The 16,705-nt window shown below is 71.2% G+C and carries 15 protein-coding genes and 1 tRNA gene; 10 read left to right on the top strand and 6 right to left on the bottom strand.

Annotated elements, in window-relative coordinates; translation table 11 throughout:
* The first annotated feature begins 42 nt into the window (after positions 1-42).
* Positions 43-1,686, top strand: a complete 1,644-nt coding sequence (locus tag ACESM1_RS27280; protein ID WP_372624381.1) for an electron transfer flavoprotein-ubiquinone oxidoreductase — start codon at positions 43-45, stop codon at positions 1,684-1,686.
* Positions 1,687-1,872: 186 nt separating this feature from the next.
* A complete protein-coding gene (locus tag ACESM1_RS27275; protein ID WP_372624380.1) occupies positions 1,873-3,048 on the top strand; it encodes a carbohydrate-binding domain-containing protein in 1,176 nt (391 codons plus the stop codon).
* A 90-nt stretch (positions 3,049-3,138) separates the two neighbouring features.
* On the opposite strand, the gene ACESM1_RS27270 is transcribed toward ACESM1_RS27275, so the two are convergent.
* Both ACESM1_RS27270 and ACESM1_RS27265 read right to left on the bottom strand, forming a co-directional pair.
* Entirely contained in the window at positions 3,139-3,480 is a 342-nt protein-coding gene (locus tag ACESM1_RS27270) for a hypothetical protein (protein ID WP_372624379.1), read from the bottom strand.
* Positions 3,477-4,748 carry an FAD-dependent monooxygenase gene (locus ACESM1_RS27265; protein WP_372624378.1) on the bottom strand — a complete coding sequence of 424 codons (1,272 nt, stop codon included), beginning with the start codon at positions 4,746-4,748 and terminating at the stop codon, positions 3,477-3,479. The genes ACESM1_RS27270 and ACESM1_RS27265 overlap by 4 nt, the downstream gene beginning before the upstream one ends.
* Before the next feature lie 198 nt (positions 4,749-4,946).
* Between ACESM1_RS27265 and ACESM1_RS27260 the strand changes: the two genes are divergently transcribed.
* Positions 4,947-5,285, top strand: a complete 339-nt coding sequence (locus ACESM1_RS27260; protein WP_372624377.1) for a P-II family nitrogen regulator — start codon at positions 4,947-4,949, stop codon at positions 5,283-5,285.
* Positions 5,286-5,322: 37 nt separating this feature from the next.
* Positions 5,323-6,651 carry an ammonium transporter gene (locus ACESM1_RS27255; protein ID WP_372624376.1) on the top strand — a complete coding sequence of 443 codons (1,329 nt, stop codon included), beginning with the start codon at positions 5,323-5,325 and terminating at the stop codon, positions 6,649-6,651.
* A 116-nt stretch (positions 6,652-6,767) separates the two neighbouring features.
* Here ACESM1_RS27255 and ACESM1_RS27250 read toward each other — a convergent pair whose 3' ends face one another.
* Positions 6,768-6,968 carry a DUF2892 domain-containing protein gene (locus tag ACESM1_RS27250; protein ID WP_372624375.1) on the bottom strand — a complete coding sequence of 67 codons (201 nt, stop codon included), beginning with the start codon at positions 6,966-6,968 and terminating at the stop codon, positions 6,768-6,770.
* Between the two features lie 128 nt (positions 6,969-7,096).
* Between ACESM1_RS27250 and arfB the strand changes: the two genes are divergently transcribed.
* Complete coding sequence (gene arfB / locus ACESM1_RS27245) at positions 7,097-7,510, top strand: alternative ribosome rescue aminoacyl-tRNA hydrolase ArfB (protein ID WP_372624374.1); 414 nt, start codon at positions 7,097-7,099, stop codon at positions 7,508-7,510.
* Between the two features lie 2 nt (positions 7,511-7,512).
* On the opposite strand, the gene ACESM1_RS27240 is transcribed toward arfB, so the two are convergent.
* On the bottom strand, positions 7,513-8,169 hold the full coding sequence (locus ACESM1_RS27240; RefSeq protein ID WP_372624373.1) for a Crp/Fnr family transcriptional regulator: 657 nt from the start codon (positions 8,167-8,169) through the stop codon (positions 7,513-7,515).
* 114 nt (positions 8,170-8,283) lie between these two features.
* On the opposite strand from ACESM1_RS27240, the gene ACESM1_RS27235 reads away from it, so the two are divergent.
* Genes ACESM1_RS27235 through ACESM1_RS27225 form a run of 3 tightly spaced genes read left to right on the top strand, consistent with a single transcriptional unit; the run spans position 8,284 to position 12,203 of the window.
* Positions 8,284-10,869 carry an FtsK/SpoIIIE family DNA translocase gene (locus ACESM1_RS27235; protein WP_372624372.1) on the top strand — a complete coding sequence of 862 codons (2,586 nt, stop codon included), beginning with the start codon at positions 8,284-8,286 and terminating at the stop codon, positions 10,867-10,869.
* A 19-nt stretch (positions 10,870-10,888) separates the two neighbouring features.
* Complete coding sequence (locus tag ACESM1_RS27230) at positions 10,889-11,362, top strand: hypothetical protein (RefSeq protein WP_372624371.1); 474 nt, start codon at positions 10,889-10,891, stop codon at positions 11,360-11,362.
* 10 nt (positions 11,363-11,372) lie between these two features.
* Complete coding sequence (locus ACESM1_RS27225; RefSeq protein ID WP_372624370.1) at positions 11,373-12,203, top strand: alpha/beta hydrolase; 831 nt, start codon at positions 11,373-11,375, stop codon at positions 12,201-12,203.
* A gap of 23 nt (positions 12,204-12,226) precedes the next feature.
* Here ACESM1_RS27225 and ACESM1_RS27220 read toward each other — a convergent pair whose 3' ends face one another.
* Positions 12,227-13,492, bottom strand: a complete 1,266-nt coding sequence (locus ACESM1_RS27220; RefSeq protein WP_372624369.1) for a hypothetical protein — start codon at positions 13,490-13,492, stop codon at positions 12,227-12,229.
* Positions 13,493-13,586: 94 nt separating this feature from the next.
* On the opposite strand from ACESM1_RS27220, the gene ACESM1_RS27215 reads away from it, so the two are divergent.
* Complete coding sequence (locus ACESM1_RS27215; RefSeq protein WP_372624368.1) at positions 13,587-14,357, top strand: creatininase family protein; 771 nt, start codon at positions 13,587-13,589, stop codon at positions 14,355-14,357.
* Positions 14,358-14,360: 3 nt separating this feature from the next.
* Here ACESM1_RS27215 and ACESM1_RS27210 read toward each other — a convergent pair whose 3' ends face one another.
* On the bottom strand, positions 14,361-16,112 hold the full coding sequence (locus ACESM1_RS27210) for a M10 family metallopeptidase C-terminal domain-containing protein (RefSeq protein WP_372624367.1): 1,752 nt from the start codon (positions 16,110-16,112) through the stop codon (positions 14,361-14,363).
* Positions 16,113-16,330: 218 nt separating this feature from the next.
* Here ACESM1_RS27210 and ACESM1_RS27205 point away from each other — a divergent pair.
* Positions 16,331-16,405 (top strand) — tRNA-Gln (locus ACESM1_RS27205).
* Positions 16,406-16,705: the final 300 nt, after the last annotated feature.

The following is a 16,705-nucleotide window of genomic DNA, read 5'->3' as shown; positions in this document are numbered from 1 at the left end:
GACGCTACATGCGGTCAGCCCAGGAACGCCGGAGGAACAGCGATGTCGGAGACCGAAGCGCGCGAAGCCATGGAGTTCGACGTGCTGGTCGTCGGCGGCGGCCCGGCCGGGCTGGCCTGCGCGATCCGGCTCAAGCAGGCCAATCCCGATCTCGCCGTCTGCCTGGTCGAGAAGGGCAGCGAGATCGGCGCGCACATCCTCTCGGGCGCCGTGCTCGAGCCGCGCGCGCTGGACGAGTTGATCCCCGATTGGCGGGAGGATCCTCCGGCGCTGGCAACCCCGGTCACTGAGGACCGCTTCATGCTGCTGACCGGCAGCCGCGCCTTCAAGCTGCCGACGCCGCCACAGATGCACAACACGGGCAATTACATCGTCAGCCTCGGCAATGTCTGCCGCTGGCTTGGCGCCAGGGCCGAAGCGCTGGGGGTCGAGATCTATCCGGGCTTCGCGGCCTCCGAGACGATCATCGAGGACGGCCAGGTGAAGGGCGTCGTCGCCGGCGTGATGGGCATCACGAAGGAGGGCGAGAAGGGCCCGAACTTCCAGCCGGGGATGGAGCTGCGCGCCACATACACGGTGTTCGCCGAGGGCTGCCGCGGCAGCCTCACCAAGCTGCTGTTCGAAACCTTCAACCTGCGCGAAGGCACGGCTCCCCAGACTTATGCGCTCGGGATGAAGGAGCTGTGGGAGATCCCGAAGGCGCAGCACAAGCCCGGGCTGGTCTGGCATTCCACCGGCTGGCCGCTGGCCTCCGACACCTATGGCGGATCCTGGCTCTACATGCTGGGGGAGAACCTGGTCTCGATCGGCTTCGTGGTGGGGCTCGACTACCCGAATCCCTGGCTCTCGCCCTTCGAGGAGTTCCAGCGCTTCAAGACGCATCCGGCGGTGCGCGGCTTCCTGGAAGGCGGCAAGCGCGTGGCCTATGGCGCGCGGGCGCTGAACGAGGGCGGCATCCAGGCGATCCCCCGAACGGTCTTTCCGGGCGGGATGATCGTCGGCGACGCGGCGGGGTTCCTGAACGTGCCGAAGATCAAGGGCACGCACACCTCGATGAAGTCCGGCATGGTGGCGGCCGAGGCGATCGCGGCGGCGCTGGCCGGCGACCGCCCGCCGGTGCTGGAGGCCTATCCGGCGGCCCTGCGCGCCAGCTGGGTGTGGGAGGAGCTGCAGGGCGTCCGGAACATCCGTCCGGGCTTCGCCAGATACGGCTTCTGGGGCGGCATGGCGGCGGCGGCGGTGGACACCTACGTGTTCCGCGGCAAGGCGCCCTGGACCTGGGCCCACCACCAGGACCACGAGACACTGCGGAAGGCCTCGGAGGCGAAGCGGATCGACTATCCGAAGCCGGACGGCGTGCTGACCTTCGACCGGCTCTCCTCGGTCTACCTGTCGAACACCAACCACGAGGAAGACCAGCCCTCGCATCTGGTACTGAAGGATCCCTCGCGCTGGCAGGCGGTGAACTGGGAGCAGTATGCCTCGCCGGAAAGCCGCTACTGCCCGGCGGCCGTGTATGAGGCGGTCGGTGCGGCGGCGGGGAATGGCGAGGGCGAGATGAAGCTCGTGATCAACGCGCAGAACTGCGTGCACTGCAAGACCTGCGACATCAAGGACCCGACGCAGAACATCGACTGGCGCACGCCGGAGGGCGGCGGCGGGCCGAACTACATCGGAGGAATGTGAGCCCGGGCGGCCGCCCTCTCACGTATTGGTGCGCCCCGGCGCGCCAACGGCCTGCGCGACGCCAAGAACCGCGGATGCGCGGCGGTGCTTCCATCCTGAGAGCCTGCCGCGCCATGGGTGGCGCGCCAGAATCGGGAGGAAGACATGCCAGCCGATACGACCCTCGGCTCCGGCCCGGATGCCGTGGTGCTGGAGATCAGCCAGGACGCATTCGAAGGCGACGCCCAATACACGGTCAGCATAGACGGGGCGCAGGTGGGTGGCATTACGACCGCCAGCGCCCTGCGCGCCGAGGGCGAAACCGACTTGGTGACGGTGCTCGGGAATTTCCCGCGCGGCGCTCACGACGTGACGGTGAGCTTCCTGAACGATGCCTGGGGCGGCACGCCGGACACCGATCGAAACCTGTACGTGGAGAGCGTCAGCTTCGAAGGCGAGACGCTGTCGGACGGCACCGTGGCCTTCTTCCAGGACGGGACGCAGCCGGTCGGCACCTTCCGCGAGGCCGGGCCGACGGGGCGCGGCTTCGGCACCGGTCCCGACACGCTGGAGCTGTGGATCAGCCAGGATGACTGGCTGGGCAATGCCCAGTACACGGTCAGCGTGGATGGCATGCAGGTCGATGGCGTCTTCACCGCCAGCGCCGAGCGGCAGTTCGGCGATCACGACACGCTCTGGCTCTCCCGCGAGTTCGGGCCGGGCGAGCACACCATCACGGTGAACTTCCTCAACGACGCCTGGGGCGGCACACCGGACACCGACCGCAACCTCTATATCGAGAGAGTCAGCTTCAATGGCGAGGTCCTGTCGGATGTCCCCATGGCGCTCTACTCGAGCGGCGAGCAGGCCGTCGGCACCTTCAGCGTGCCGCCGCCGCCCGAACCCGTGGCGCTGATCGGGAGCAGCGGCCCGGACCGGCTGGAGGAAAGCCCTGCACATGGGGACGTGTTCTGGGGCGGCCCGGACGCCGACATCTTCGCCTTCGGATTCGGGGTCAACTTCAATCCATACTCGCCGGGCGCGTTCTACAGCTCCGTCCTCGGCACAGGCGTCGGTCCCGGGGCGCGTGACGTGATCATCGACTTCGAGCAGGGGGAGGATGTGATCGACCTCTCGGCGGCGCTCCAGTTCGCCCGCCGCATCCCGACCGACGACGAGTTCCAGTTTGTCGGCGCCGACGAGTTCAGCGGGGCACCGGATCTGCCGGGCCCGCCGGAGCTTCGCTACGAGCAGCGCGGCGACTTCACAATCGTTCAGATGGATGCGAGCGGCCTCAGCCAGTTCCGCGGCGACGGCACCGTGGACGCGGAGATCGCGCTCGTCGGGGCGTTGTCGCTCGAGGCCACCGACTTCATCCTCTGACCCGCTGACGAGGGTGCCGGCCGGCCAGGGAATGGGGCGCACAGGGTGACGGCCCGCCGTTTGCTGCCGATTTCGGTCACACGGACGTCGTCAAGGCGCCTTCACCCAGGCCAGCAGCACGAAGAAGGCCGCGATCCCCGCCGCGACGTGCCCCGGAAGCATCACGCCGGCCTGGGTCCTCGACCGCCGGGCGATGCGTCTGGCGCCCCAGCCGGCGCCGATCGCCAGCACGATCAGCGCCAGCGGCACCAGGCCGGAGAAGGGCGCCTCTCGGGTCGCGAAGAGCCACAGCACCACCGCCGCGCCGCCCACTGCGAGGGCGAGATGCACCGTGACCAGCGCCGGGCGGCGCGTGCGCTGCAGATGGAGCAGCCCGACCACGGCACCGAGCGCGATGGTCGCCAGCACCACCAGGATCGCCAGTGTCGTCATCGGGGCAGGAGTCCCTGCCCGCCAAGCAGCCCGGCCTGACCAGGCTTCATCCCCATCGCGCGCTCGGCAAAGGCGCGCTTCAGCGCCGGGATGCGGTCCACCGCGGCGATGCCGAGCCGACGCGCCAGCCGCACCGGCGCGAAATCCGTGCCGAACAGTCTTTCCAGCGCGTGCGTCGCACCGAGCATCAGCATCGCATCGGGGCGCGCGCGCGCCTGATAGCGGGCGAGCACCGCAGGGGCGCCGGGGTCCTCGCCGGCGGCCTCGGCCTCGATCACGCATTCGGCCAATGCCGCGACGTCGCGGAAGCCGAGGTTCAATCCCTGCCCGGCGATCGGGTGGATGCCATGCGCCGCATCGCCCACCAGCGCCATGCGCGTATCGGTGAAGCGCTCGGCCCAAAGCGCGGACAGCGGATACGACCAGCGCCGCCCGATCGGGCGGATTGCGCCGAGATGGTCGCCGAGGCGCCGCGCCAGCTCGCGCCCGAAGCGGGCATCGTCGAGCGCCAGGAAGCGCCGCGCCAGCGCGGTCCTCTCGGACCAGACATAGGCCGAGGCATGCGGCAGCTCCGCGGTGCCGAAGCCGCCCGGGCCGGCGAGTGGCAGCTGCGCAAAGGGGCCGTTGGGGAGGAACATCTCGAGCGCCGTGCCCTCATGCGGCCGCGCATGGGCGAAGGCGCCGACCATGCCGACCTGCCCATAATCCCAGCGCGTGACGGGGATGCCGGCCTGCGCGCGCAGCGGGCTCTCCCGGCCCTCGGCGCCGACCACCAGGCGCGCGCGGATCAGCGGGCCAGCGGCGAGCCGGATCTCGGCGCCATCGGCATGGCGGGTGACCTCGGCGGTGGCAGGGGCGAAGGCATGCAGGTTGGGCAGCGCGGGCAGCCGGGCGTTCAGCGCCACGCGCAGCGCGCGGGCCTCCACCATCCAGCCGAAAGCCTCGCCATGCGCGATCTCGGCGGCATCGAAATCGAGCTTGAGCCGGGAAGGCGGCGCGCCGGGGCGGCCATCGGCGACGCGGATGCGGCGGATCGCCTGCGGCATCTCCGGCAGCCGGTCCCAGATGCCGGCGGCGGCGAGCAGGCGCTGGCTGGTCAGCGCGATCGCATAGGCGCGGCCGTCGAATTCCGGCAGTTCCATCGGCGGCAGCGGTGCGCGGTCCACCACTGCGGTGGTCAGGCCGGCGGCGGCGAGCGTGGCGGCGAGCGTGGCGCCGACCGGCCCGGCGCCGATGACGCAGGCGGTGACATCGAGCGTTGCGGTCATGCGGCGAAAGTCGCCTCGCAACCCGGTTTCGGCAAGAGCGAGGCAATTGCCCATTTCTTGTGCATCACCCGGCAGCGATGCGCAGTGAGTCCCGCGCGGCACGCGGTGGCGCACCGCATCGGCCGCAGCCGGCCGACTGTGGCACGGCGCTTGGATTGCCTGTTCCCCGACTGGCCCATGAAAGGGGAATGCGGCGCGATGAAGCTGGTGATGGCGATCATCAAGCCCTTCAAGCTGGACGAGGTGCGCGATGCGCTCACCCCGCTCGGCGTGCAGGGGCTGACGGTGACAGAGGTGAAGGGGTTCGGCCGGCAGAAGGGCCAGACCGAGATCTACCGGGGCGCCGAATACCATGTGAGCTTCCTGCCGAAGCTCAAGATCGAGGTCGCGGTGGCGGCCGAGATGGTGGACGCCGTGGTCGAGGCGATCGCGGGTGCGGCGCGCACCGGCAAGATCGGCGACGGCAAGATCTTCGTGCTGGACATGGAGCGTGCGCTCCGCATCCGCACGGGCGAGACCGACGGGGCCGCTCTCTGAGCGCGCCGCCATCCACACGCATCAAGGGAAGACGGGAATGAGGATGCTTGCGCGCGCCGCGCTTATGGCGCTGCCGGCCATGTCCGCGGCGGGTGCCGCCTTCGCGCAGGATGCGAAGATCGACACCGGCGATACCGCCTGGATGCTCACCAGCACGGCGATCGTGCTGATGATGACGGTACCGGGGCTGGCGCTGTTCTATGCCGGCATGGTGCGGAAGAAGAACGTGCTCGCGACCATGATGCAGTCCTTCGCGGTCTGCGCGCTGGTCGCGGTGCTGTGGATGGTGGCCGGCTACAGCATCGCCTTCGGCGAGGGCGGCGCCTATTTCGGTGACCTCTCCCGCCTGCTGATGCGCGGCATGGCGGAAGGCTGGGACAAGCCGTTCACGCTGGGCTCCGGCGACGCCGCGGTGGCGACGACCATCCCCGAGAGCGTCTTCGCGATGTTCCAGATGACGTTTGCCATCATCACCGCCGCGCTGATCACCGGCGCGGTGGCGGACCGGATGAAGTTCTCCGCGCTGATGTTGTTCGTCGCGCTGTGGACGCTGATCGTCTACTCGCCGATCGCGCATTGGGTGTGGCACCCGAATGGCTGGATCTTCGCGCTGGGCGCGCTGGATTTCGCCGGCGGCACGGTCGTGCACATCAATGCCGGCGTGGCCGGCTTGGTGGCGGCGATCGTGCTGGGCAAGCGGCTCGGCTACGGCAACGACAACATGTCGCCCCACAACCTCGCCTTCGCGGTGATCGGTGCGAGCCTGCTCTGGGTGGGCTGGTTCGGCTTCAACGCAGGCTCCGCGGTCGGCGCCGGCGCGCGCGCGGGCATGGCGATGCTGGTGACGCAGATCGCGGCTGCCGGCGCGGTGCTGGCCTGGCTGCTTGCGGAATGGGCGACCAAGGGCAAACCGAGCGTGCTCGGCGCGATCTCCGGCGCGGTGGCCGGCCTCGTGGCAATCACGCCCGCGGCGGGCTTCGTGCTGCCGGGCTCGGCGCTGATCATCGGCGTGGTCGCGGGCCTCGCCGGCTTCTGGGGCGCGACGGCACTCAAGCACTGGTGCGGCTATGACGACAGCCTGGACGCCTTCGGCGTGCACGGCGTCTGCGGTATCGCCGGCGCGCTGCTGACGGGTGTCTTCGCCTACGGCCCGCTCTCGGGCACGACCGCGGCGCCCGAGGGCATCAGCGGCAGCTTCGAGCAGCTGATGCTGCAGCTCTACGCGGTGGCCGCGGTGTTCGTCTTCACCGCGGTGATGACCTTCGTGCTGCTCAAGGTGGTGGATGTGATGATCGGCCTGCGGGTCTCCGAGGAGGAGGAGCGCGAGGGCCTCGACGTCACGCTGCACGGCGAGCGGCTGGGCTGAATCGGCCTGCCGGGCCCACCCGCGGGCGGCGCACGAACGGCGCCGCCCGGCGGCAACGGCGAAGGGCGCCGGGAGCGATCCCGGCGCCCGTCGCACAGCGAGCCCTCCCCGCCGCCTCAGGCGGCGGCCTTGCCGATGCCGCACGTGTTGACGCCGAGGATGGAATAGGCGGGGCAGCTGCGCATCAGCCCGGTCGCCAGCGGTACCAGCCCGATCAGGCCCCACCAGCCCAGCGGCCCGAAGGCACCGAGCGCCAGCAGCACCACTCCCGCCACGATCCGCAGCATCCGGTCCAACCCGCCGACATTGGTCGCCATCTCGTCTCTCCTTGCCTTGCCCACGGCGATGCGCCGCGTCCGCCAGGCAACACAGCACGCCGCCGGGCGCGCGTCGGTGACGATGTCACCCTGGACGCGGCACCGCCCGGCCGCGTAAGGGCCGGCGCATGGTGCGCATCCCTGTCATCCCCGAAGCCGCGATCGAGGAGCACTTCCTGCGCGCCTCCGGCCCCGGCGGGCAGAACGTCAACAAGGTCGAGAGCGCGGTGCAGCTGCGCCTCGACCTCGCGCGTGCCGGGCTGCCGGAGGCGATTCTCGCGCGGCTGGTGAAGCTCGCCGGCCGCAGGGTGACCGGCGAGGGCGTGCTGGTGATCGAGGCCAGCCGCCATCGCAGCCAGGATCGCAACCGGACGGACGCACGGGAGCGCCTGATGGCGATGCTCGCCAAGGCCGCCGAGCCGCCGCCGCCGCCACGCCGCGCCACCAGGCCAACCCGCGCGTCCAAGGAGCGGCGGCTGGAAGGAAAGGCGCATCGTGGGGGCGTGAAGAAGCTGCGCACGGAGAAGCCGCGGCCGGAGTGAGCTCAGCCGCTCTCGGACCGCGTCCGCAACCCGGCCGGGTCCAGGATCACCACCGTGCCACGGCCGAGCGCCACCAGCCCTTCCCTCGCCAGCGCATTGAGCCGGCGCGTGACCACTTCCCGCGCCGTGCCGACCTCCACGGCCAGCTCGGCCTGGGTGGCCGCCACCTCCCGCCTGCCATGGGCGAGCAGCGCCTCGGCCAGGCGGTGGTCCACGCTGCGGAAGGACAGCGCCTCGATCCGCGCCATCAGCGCCGTCATCCGGGCACCGAAGCCGGCCAGGACGAAGCGGCGGAAGGCGGGGCTCTCGGCGACCAGCGTATCGAAGGCCCCGCGCGGCAGCAGCAGCCCCTCCAGCGCCGTCTCGGCGCGGCCTTCGGCGGTATATGCTTCTCCGGCGAACAGGCAGGCGGTGGTCAGCAGGCAGGCCTCGCCAGGCGCGACGCGGTAGAGCAACAGCGTGTGACCATCCTCCGCCACCAGGTCCACCCGTACCGTGCCGGTGCCGAGCATGACGAAACCCGTGCAGGCGTCACCGGGGTGGAACAGCACCGCCCCGGCCGGCGCCTCGAGCGGTGCCGCGGCGGCCGCGATCCGCGCGCGCAGCGCCGGGTCTAGGCCGGCCGGGATGGCGCGGTCGGGAATGGCGGGGGCAGCCATGGCGCCATCCTGACCCTTTCGCGCACCCGGTGGAAGCGGAGCGTGCAAATCGAGCCACTTCCGGTGTAGAACTCCCAGACTGCTTCAGGACCAGTGAGACCGATGCCGCGCGCCATGACTGGACGTGCGGCGCCGGCCGCGATGGGGGATCGCCTCGCCGCTGCCGGACGCCGCTTCGCTTCACCTGCCGTCAAGGCGGCGATTCGCCGGCGGCTGGAGGAAGTGCTGGCCCTGGTGCTGGTGTTCGCCGGGCTGCTCGCGGCGGTGGCGTTGGCCAGCTACGACCCGGCCGACCCCTCCTGGTCCACCGCAACGGCGCGCGAAACCACCAATCTGGCCGGCCCCGCCGGTGCGCATCTCGCCGATGTCCTGCTCCAATCCGTCGGCTTCGCAGCGTGGCTGCCGGTGGCCTGCCTGATGACGTGGGCCTGGCGGCTGGCCACCCATCGCGGCCTCTCGCCCTTCGTGCTGCGGCTGGCGTGCCTGCTCGCCGCCCTGCCGCTGACCGCCGCCTCGCTGGCGCTGACGCCGCTGCCGGAGGGGCTGCCCGCCCCGGCCGGTCCCGCCGGCGCCGCAGGGCCGCCGCTGGCGGGGGTCGTGCTCGACATCCTGAACCAGGCGCTGGGATCCTTCGGCACCGGTTTCGCGCATCTGATCCTCTGGGGCGTGACCGGGCTGCTGGCCTTCGTCGCGCTGGGGCTGACGCTCGGCGAGTGGCGCCGGGCCGGCCGTGCGGCGGGCTCGGTCGCGCTCACCGCCGCCTCGGGCGCCGGCCGCGCCGCAAGCGTGGCGGCGGAGGGCGCACGCCGCTCCGGCCTTCTGGCGCGAATGGGCGAGGTCATCGGTCGCGGCTTGGCCTGGCCGTTCCGCCTGGCCTATGGCGCGGTCCGCCGACGGCGGGAGGCGCCGGTGCCGCTCGCCGAGGTGCTGCGCCGCGCCGAGGAGGCCGCCGAGGCGGGCCCGCCGCCGGGCGCCGTGCTGCGCCGTCGCGAGCCCTCCATCGGCGTGGCGGTGGTGACGCGCGAGCCTGGGGCCGCGGGACTCGCGCCGCCGCCGCCGCCGGGCGCCGCTGCCGAACCGCCCACCTCCGCGATGCGCAAGCCGCCGGCGCCGCGCGTGGCGGAGCGCAGCGGCCCGGCGAAGGCCGCCCCGGCCGCGCGCCAGCCCAGCCTGCCCCTGCAGGAGGAGGCGTGGTGCTTCCCGCCGCTCGACCTGTTGACGGGCCCGCCGGTGAAGCGCGTCGCCGGCCCTTCGGAGGAGGCGCTGCAGGGCAATGCCCGCATGCTGGAGACGGTGCTGGAGGATTACGGCGTGCGTGGCCGGATCGTGGAGATCCGCCCCGGGCCGGTGGTGACGCTGTACGAGCTCGAACCGGCGCCGGGCACGAAATCCGCCCGCGTCATCGGGCTGGCCGACGACATCGCGCGGAGCATGAGCGTGACGGCGGTGCGCATCGCCACCGTCCCCGGCCGCAACGTGATCGGCATCGAGCTGCCGAATGCGCGGCGCGAAACGGTGCTGCTCTCCGAACTGCTCGGCTCCGAGGACTGGGCGCGGCATCCGGGGCGGCTGAACCTGGCGCTCGGCAAGGATATCGGCGGCGCGCCGGTGATCGCCGATCTCGCCCGCATGCCGCATCTGCTGATCGCGGGCACCACCGGCTCGGGCAAGTCGGTGGCGATCAACACCATGATCCTGTCGCTGCTGTACCGCCTCAGCCCCGACGAATGCCGGTTCATCATGATCGACCCGAAGATGCTGGAGCTGTCGGTGTACGACCGCATCCCGCACCTGCTCGCCCCGGTCGTCACCGACCCGCGCAAGGCGATCGGCGCGCTCAAGTGGACGGTGCGCGAGATGGAGCGGCGCTATCGCGCCATGTCGCAGCTCGGCGTGCGCAATATCGCGGGCTACAACGACAAGGTCGTCGCCGCGCGACAGAAGGGCGAGGTGATGACCCGCCGCGTGCAGGTCGGCTTCGACCCCGAGACCAACAAGCCGCTCTTCGAGGACCAGCCGCTGGCGCTGGAGCCGCTCCCGATGATTGTCGTCGTCATCGACGAGATGGCCGACCTGATGATCGTCGCCGGCAAGGAGATCGAGGCCGCGGTGCAGCGGCTCGCGCAGATGGCGCGCGCAGCGGGCATCCATGTGATCATGGCGACGCAGCGACCCTCGGTGGACGTGATCACCGGCACCATCAAGGCGAACTTCCCGACCCGCATCAGCTTCCAGGTGACGTCGAAGATCGACAGCCGCACCATCCTCGGCGAGCAGGGCGCGGAACAGCTGCTCGGCCAGGGCGACATGCTGCACATGGCCGGTGGCGGCCGCATCAGCCGCGTGCACGGCCCGTTCGTCAGCGACACCGAGGTCGAGGAGATCGTCGCCTTCCTGCGCGAGCAGGGCGAGCCGGCTTACGTGGACGAGGTGACGGAAACCGAGGACGAGGATGGCGACATCGGCGCCGCGGCGGGAATGCTCGGTGGCAACACCGATGGCGAGGGCTCGCTCTACGACAAGGCGGTGGATCTGGTGACGCGCGAGGGCAAGGCGAGCACCAGCTTCGTGCAGCGCCATCTCGGCATCGGCTACAACCGGGCGGCCAAGCTGATCGAGCAGATGGAGAAGGAAGGCGTGGTCGGGCCGGCGAACCATGTCGGCAAGCGCGAGGTGCTGGCGCCGGGGCCGCGTGAGTAGGCGGACACGGAAGCCCGTTATGCCTGGACGCCGATGGCCTGCTCTTCAGGCGGTGCTAGTTCTGTCCAGCCTGATGCTCATTCTGCCTTCATCGGCGCGCGCCTGGAGCGTCGATTACGACTGCTTTTTCGAGACAGGCAGCGCCGACGTGTCCTCTCATTGCGCAGGAAAGATGACGGAGGCGGCTGCATATTGGCGCCGTCGTCGTGATGGCACGGAAGTCGATTATTACACGCGACGTTCGACGCCGCCCTGCCTGCTTTTGATCGAGGTCCATGGCTTGGCGCCCGACGGTGGATCACCTGCCGAGAAGCGACAATTGAGCCTGCTGCGTGCGTTGGCCGTCATGGCAGTATTGCAGGCCGCCGGCGTGCCAATTGGCGCCTTTATGCCGATCGGCTTCGACGATACCGGGTTGCTCGTGCCAAATGCAGGTTTGATTCTGCGGGAACACCGCGGAACCCGGCTCCGCATTGGCAGTAGTCGCTGCTGATGCGTCCGAGATGGCCACCGTGTCGCTTTCCTCCGCTGCGCTTGGCGGTCTGCTGGTAGCGGGCGGGCTGGGCGCCGCGCTCTACGCCTTCCAGGACCGGCTGATCTACTTCCCCGATCCCACGCCGCCGCCGTCACCGGCGCAGCTCGGCCTGGCGGAGGTGCGGGCCGTCGAGCTGCGAACGGCGGACGGGCTCGCCGTCCTGGCATGGAAGCTGCCGCCGGCTCGTCCCGACGCGCCGGTGCTGCTCTACCTGCACGGCAATGGCGGCAGCCTGCTGCACCGGGCCTCGCGCATGCAGCGCTTCCGCGAGCTCGGCTGGGGCGTGCTGCTGGTGCAGTGGCGCGGCTATGGCGGCAACCCGGGCAGCCCCAGCGAGACCGGGCTGGCGGAGGATGCGCGGGCGGGGCTGCAGGCCTTGCAGGCGGCAGGCTACGCGGCCTCGCGCATCGTGGCCTGGGGCGAATCGCTTGGCACCGCACCGGCGATCCGCCTGGCGGCGGAACGGCCGGAGGCGCTCGGCGGCGTGGTCCTGGAATCGCCCTTCACCTCGATGCTGGATCTCGCGCGGCTGCACTATCCTCTGCTGCCCTCCGCTCTGCTGCTGCGCGACCGCTATGACAGCCTGTCGCGCATCGGCGCGGTGCGGGCGCCGGTGCTGATCCTGCAAGGCGCGCGCGACACGCTGGTGCCGCCGAGCATGGGCCGCGCATTGGCCGATGCGGCAAGCGCATCCGTCGAGATCTGGGAAGCGCCGGGCGCCGGCCACAACGAGCTCGGGTTGGCCGGCGGGATCGAAGCGGCGGCAGCGTTCCTGGCCGCGCGCCTGCCGCCGCACTGAGTGTCACCCCGTCGGCGGCGCGCCTACCGCGTCGCCGCCTCAAGAAAATCCAGCAGGGCGCGCAGGTCCTCCTCGTTGCCCAGGGTCTGGATCGGCATCTTGGTGCCCGGCGTCACCACATCCGGCCCGCGGGTGAACAGGTCCGCCACCGTCTCCCGCGTCCAGACGATATCGCCCCTGGCCAGCCGCTCCGAATACTCGTAGCCGGGCAGGCTGCCCATGCGGCGGCCGAACAGCCCGTGCAGATGCGGCCCGGCCATGTTGCCGGAGTCCCCGCCCGTCAGCGCATGGCACGCGGCACAGGCGCGCCAGACACGGGCGCCGTGCGGATTCGCGCCCTCCGGGATGTCCTGCGCCGCCTCGCCGCCGAGCGGGCCGATGGGGCGGCCCGTCAGCGCGTTCCAGCGGCGAACGCGCCGATCGGTGCCGCCGGTCCACAGGCTCGCCCCATCCGGCGCGAAGACCGCCGACCACACCGGCAGGCCCGGCCCTTCCAGCGTGTGGCGGAGGCGCAGCGAAGCGACCTCCCACAGCGTCACGCTGCCGCCGAGCGAGGCGACCGCCAGAACCGCGCCGCCCGGCGACGCCGCCAGCGCGACAATCGGCCGCGCGCCCGCCTGCGCCTCCCGCACGGCGCCATCCGGCGCAACCAGGCGCAGCACGCCCCGGACATCGCCCACCGCCAGAACGCCATCCGGCAGGGCGGCCAACGCATTGAGCGGGAAGCCGAACTCAGCCAGCAGCACCGCCGGCCCCTGCTCCGGCCACAGCCGCAAGGTGCCGTCGAAGCCGGCGGTCGCCACCATTCCGTCGGAGCGGAAGGCGACACCGTTGACGTTGCCGCGATGCCCCTCCAGCACGCGCACCACACCGCCGGCGAGATGCCAAACCCGTGCCGTTCCGTCCCAGGCGGCCGAGGCCAGTCGCGCGCCACCGGGAGAGAGCGCCAGCGCCACCACCGGCTCTGTGTGGCCTTCCAGCACCCGCGCGGGTTGCGCGCCGGGGCGGGCGGGCCAGAGCGCGATGCGTCCATCCTCCCCCGCCGAGGCGAAGCCCCCGGGGAGAATGCTGTCCGGCAGCGGAGCGAGTGCGTTCACCGCGCCGGCATGCCAGCGCACCACGGCCCGCGCGCGGCCGAGCTCGGGATCCCAGACGATCATGGACTGGTCGAAGCCGGCCGAGGCCAGCGCGCCGCCCGAGACGGCCAGCGCCCGCACCGGCCCGCCATGCACCGCTTCCTGCGCCGCGGCGGGGACAGCGAGCAGCAGGAGGATCACCAGGATTCGCATCGCCCGAAGATGCCGAACTGCGCCGCCGGTTCAACCATCCTCTTCGCCCGATCGCGGCATGCCGCTACCGTCGCGCCCGACCAGGGAGAGGACGATGATGACGGACCAGGCGGGCGAGGTCGCATGGGCGCGGCTGACGGCGGCGGAGATCCAGGGGCGGGCGGCTGCCGCGACGGTGGTGGTGATCCCCGTCGCCTCGATCGAGCAGCACGGGCCGCATCTCGCCACCGGCGTGGATATGTGGCTGGCCTCCGCGGTGGCGGAACGCACCGCACGCAAGCTGGTCGCCGCCGGCACGCCGGCGCTGGTCACGCCCTGTGTCTGGAGCGGCCTGGCGGAGCATCACATGCCGTTCGGCGGCACCATCACGCTCGATGTGGACAGCTTCGCCGCGGTGGTCGGTGGCGTCGCGCGCTCCGTCGCGCGGCACGGCTTCCGGCGCATCGCGCTGGTCAACGGCCATGGCGGCAACACCGAGGCGATCGCCACCGCCGCGATCGAGCTGACCAGGTCGCTCGGCGTGCCGGTGGTGGGCGTCACCTACTGGCAGGCCAATGCGGACACCTTCGGCGCAATCCTCGAGACCCAGCCGAACGTGATGCATGCCTGCGAGGCCGAGACCTCGATGATGATGGCGGTTCAGGCCGATTGCGTGCGGCCGGAGAACATCGCCCGCGCGGTGCCGAAACGCGCCACCCCGCCGGCACCGCCCGGCTTCAAGCGCCATCGCGGCTTCGCCGAGATGACCGACACCGGCGTGCTGGGCGACCCTCGCGCCGCCAGCGCGGAGAAGGGGGAGCGGCTGCTGGAAGCGGCCTCCACCCGGCTGGCGGAGGAGTTGGCGCGGCCTGAACTCTGGGCCTGAGCGTCACCCCGCCAGCACGAAATCCGTCGCCGAGAGCTGCCAGGGCTGCAGCCCTGCCAGCAGCAGCCCGTCGCCGGCGCCAAGGTCCAGCGACAGCCCCGCCGAGCCCATCGTGGCACGGGTCAGCAGCGCTTCGGCGGTCAGCCCGAAGCCGGTCAGCAGCAGGCGATCCTGACCTGGCGCGAAGTCCTCGAGCCGGTCGAAACCGTCGCCGCGACGCATGACGAACATGTCGGCGCCCGCACCGCCACTCATCGTATCGGCGCCGCCGCGGCCTTCGATGACATCCGCGCCGCCGCGGCCTTCCAGCCGGTTGGCGACGTCGTTGCCGAACAGCAGGTTGCCCTCGTCATTGCCGATGCCGACCCGCCCGGCGGTGCCGAGGCGCAACACCTCCACGCCGGCGGCGAGGCTGATGGCGTTGCCGGTCTCGACGATCACCGTGTCGATGTCCTGCCCGGGCGCCTCGACCACCCTGTCCTGCGGGCTGAGGATGATGAAGGTGTCGGGTCCGGCACCGCCCAGCAGCGTGTCCGCGCCGGAGCCGCCGAGCAGCAGGTCGGCGCCGTCCCGGCCCTCCAGCCAATCCGCCCCGGCGGCGCCTTCCAGCCGGTTCGACGCCTGGTTGCCCCGCAGCGTGTCGGCGCCGGCGCCGCCTGTCGCGTTCTCGATCAGCGCGGCCGGATTGTCTTGGTGCAGCAGCGCGTTGAAGACGTTGCCGCGCGCCTTGGTGCCGTCCCGCACGTCGAGCGTGGCGAGCTGCGCGGCCGACAGCACCGAGAAGCCGCCCGGCGCCAGGTCCGCCAGCACGCCATGCGCGTAGCTCGACAGGTCGTAGGTATCGACGCCGCCACCATCCCAGACGGTGAGGAACACACGGTTGGTGTCGCCGGCCGCGCCGCCGCCGGGGCGGCCCTGGCCGATGCCGTCGATGAAGGTCTCGCCGGTCGCCGGATCCCAGGCATAGCGCGTGTCGCCGGCACGCAGCGTGTAGTCGGCCCCGTACATCGCCTGCAGCGCCGCGATGTCGAGCATCATCCAGCCCTGCGGGTAATCGAAGGCGCCGTTGGTGTAGCCCGTGTTGACCGAGGCGCCGGAGCGCGAGCGGTAGGACATCACCGTGAATTCCAGGCTGTCCCATTCGAGCGGCATCGGCTGGAAGCCGTTCCATGCCTCATGCGGGTGCTTCAGGCCGAGCGCGTGGCCCAGCTCATGCACCGCCACCATGAACTGGTAGTTGCCGAGCAGCGGGTTGTTGAAGTCGTAGCGCGCGCCGAACCAGACATCGCCGCCCTCGCGTCCGTTCGGGTAGTAGGCCCAGGCTGTGGTGGGCGCGGAGGAGCGCGCGATGCGGATATCGGCCCAGCCATCCTGCGCCGATTCGACCAGCGCCAGGTTGGTGAAGCCGAGCACGCCGGGGCCGGGGCTGCCCGGTCCGCCGGTGACGCCGGCGGCCTCGCCGAGCAGGATCTTCCGCACCGCGTCGCGCATCGTCGGCCCGGCCTGGCCGAAGCCGCGGGCGGGTTCGGAGGCGCCGTAGAAGCCTTCGTAGTCGCTGGCGCTGTCGGGGAAAGCGAAGCTGACCGGATCGTTGTGGGACCAGGCGAATCCGCTCAGCAGACCATCCACGCCCTGGTGGCCGGTGCCGGTGAGGTGCAGGCGCGGCGCAGTGGGCGAAGCGCCCTCGGCGCGCAGGGTGCGCGTCGTCGCGAGGCTGTCCTGTTCGGGGCTGGAGGCGAAGCACAGCCAGCACATGCGATGGGGGTGTCACCGAGTGTCCGGCGCGGCGGCTGGCATCCTGACCTGGCCTGCCTCCGCCTCCTGCGGGACGCGGGGCCACGCGCCGGGGCGCCCCGCCGTCGCATGATCGCGGACGAACGTGAAGGCACGGTGAATGCGGATGGGCCGGTGTTCGCCAATGCTGCACGTTGAACGTGGCGGCCGACCGGGCTAGAGGGTCGGGGCCACGGCGCTGGGGCGTAGCCAAGCGGTAAGGCAGCGGTTTTTGGTACCGCCATTCCCAGGTTCGAATCCTGGCGCCCCAACCATCCAGTCTGTCCGTGAAGCCGGGGTTTTGGTATCCGGCCGCTGGCTCGGGAAATGGCCGCTTTCTGCGGGCCTTCTGGTGCTGACGGATCTGGAGCCCCGAATAGAGACGCAGATGTGGGGCTCGGACGGGGCACCATGGCGGCCGCGTCTCAGTGGGCCAGAAGGGAGGTTTTGAAAAGCGCGCCCGACCAGGGGGGCCGCCCTAGGTCCTGTGGACTCTCAGGATTCCCCATTTGATTGAGGCATGATTCAAGGCTGTTCTGTGCGATGGGGGCGGCCTTGGCGGTGCTGGATCGGCT

This window comes from Falsiroseomonas sp., from assembly GCF_041690465.1.
Taxonomy (GTDB): domain Bacteria; phylum Pseudomonadota; class Alphaproteobacteria; order Acetobacterales; family Acetobacteraceae; genus Falsiroseomonas.
The sequence above is the reverse complement of the archived record's forward strand: the minus strand, read 5'-3'. Positions and strand labels throughout refer to the sequence as shown.

Excerpts from the sequence above, each read along its gene's own strand:
- ACESM1_RS27280 (WP_372624381.1), top strand. The coding sequence starts at position 43 with ATGTCGGAGACCGAAGCGCGCGAAGCCATGGAGTTCGACGTGCTGGTC.
- ACESM1_RS27270 (WP_372624379.1), bottom strand. The coding sequence starts at position 3,480 with ATGACGACACTGGCGATCCTGGTGGTGCTGGCGACCATCGCGCTCGGT.
- ACESM1_RS27265 (WP_372624378.1), bottom strand. The coding sequence starts at position 4,748 with ATGACCGCAACGCTCGATGTCACCGCCTGCGTCATCGGCGCCGGGCCG.
- ACESM1_RS27260 (WP_372624377.1), top strand. The coding sequence starts at position 4,947 with ATGAAGCTGGTGATGGCGATCATCAAGCCCTTCAAGCTGGACGAGGTG.
- ACESM1_RS27255 (WP_372624376.1), top strand. The coding sequence starts at position 5,323 with ATGAGGATGCTTGCGCGCGCCGCGCTTATGGCGCTGCCGGCCATGTCC.
- ACESM1_RS27250 (WP_372624375.1), bottom strand. The coding sequence starts at position 6,968 with ATGGCGACCAATGTCGGCGGGTTGGACCGGATGCTGCGGATCGTGGCG.
- arfB (WP_372624374.1), top strand. The coding sequence starts at position 7,097 with ATGGTGCGCATCCCTGTCATCCCCGAAGCCGCGATCGAGGAGCACTTC.
- ACESM1_RS27240 (WP_372624373.1), bottom strand. The coding sequence starts at position 8,169 with ATGGCTGCCCCCGCCATTCCCGACCGCGCCATCCCGGCCGGCCTAGAC.
- ACESM1_RS27235 (WP_372624372.1), top strand. The coding sequence starts at position 8,284 with ATGACTGGACGTGCGGCGCCGGCCGCGATGGGGGATCGCCTCGCCGCT.
- ACESM1_RS27230 (WP_372624371.1), top strand. The coding sequence starts at position 10,889 with ATGCCTGGACGCCGATGGCCTGCTCTTCAGGCGGTGCTAGTTCTGTCC.
- ACESM1_RS27225 (WP_372624370.1), top strand. The coding sequence starts at position 11,373 with ATGGCCACCGTGTCGCTTTCCTCCGCTGCGCTTGGCGGTCTGCTGGTA.
- ACESM1_RS27220 (WP_372624369.1), bottom strand. The coding sequence starts at position 13,492 with ATGCGAATCCTGGTGATCCTCCTGCTGCTCGCTGTCCCCGCCGCGGCG.
- ACESM1_RS27215 (WP_372624368.1), top strand. The coding sequence starts at position 13,587 with ATGATGACGGACCAGGCGGGCGAGGTCGCATGGGCGCGGCTGACGGCG.
- ACESM1_RS27210 (WP_372624367.1), bottom strand. The coding sequence starts at position 16,112 with ATGTGCTGGCTGTGCTTCGCCTCCAGCCCCGAACAGGACAGCCTCGCG.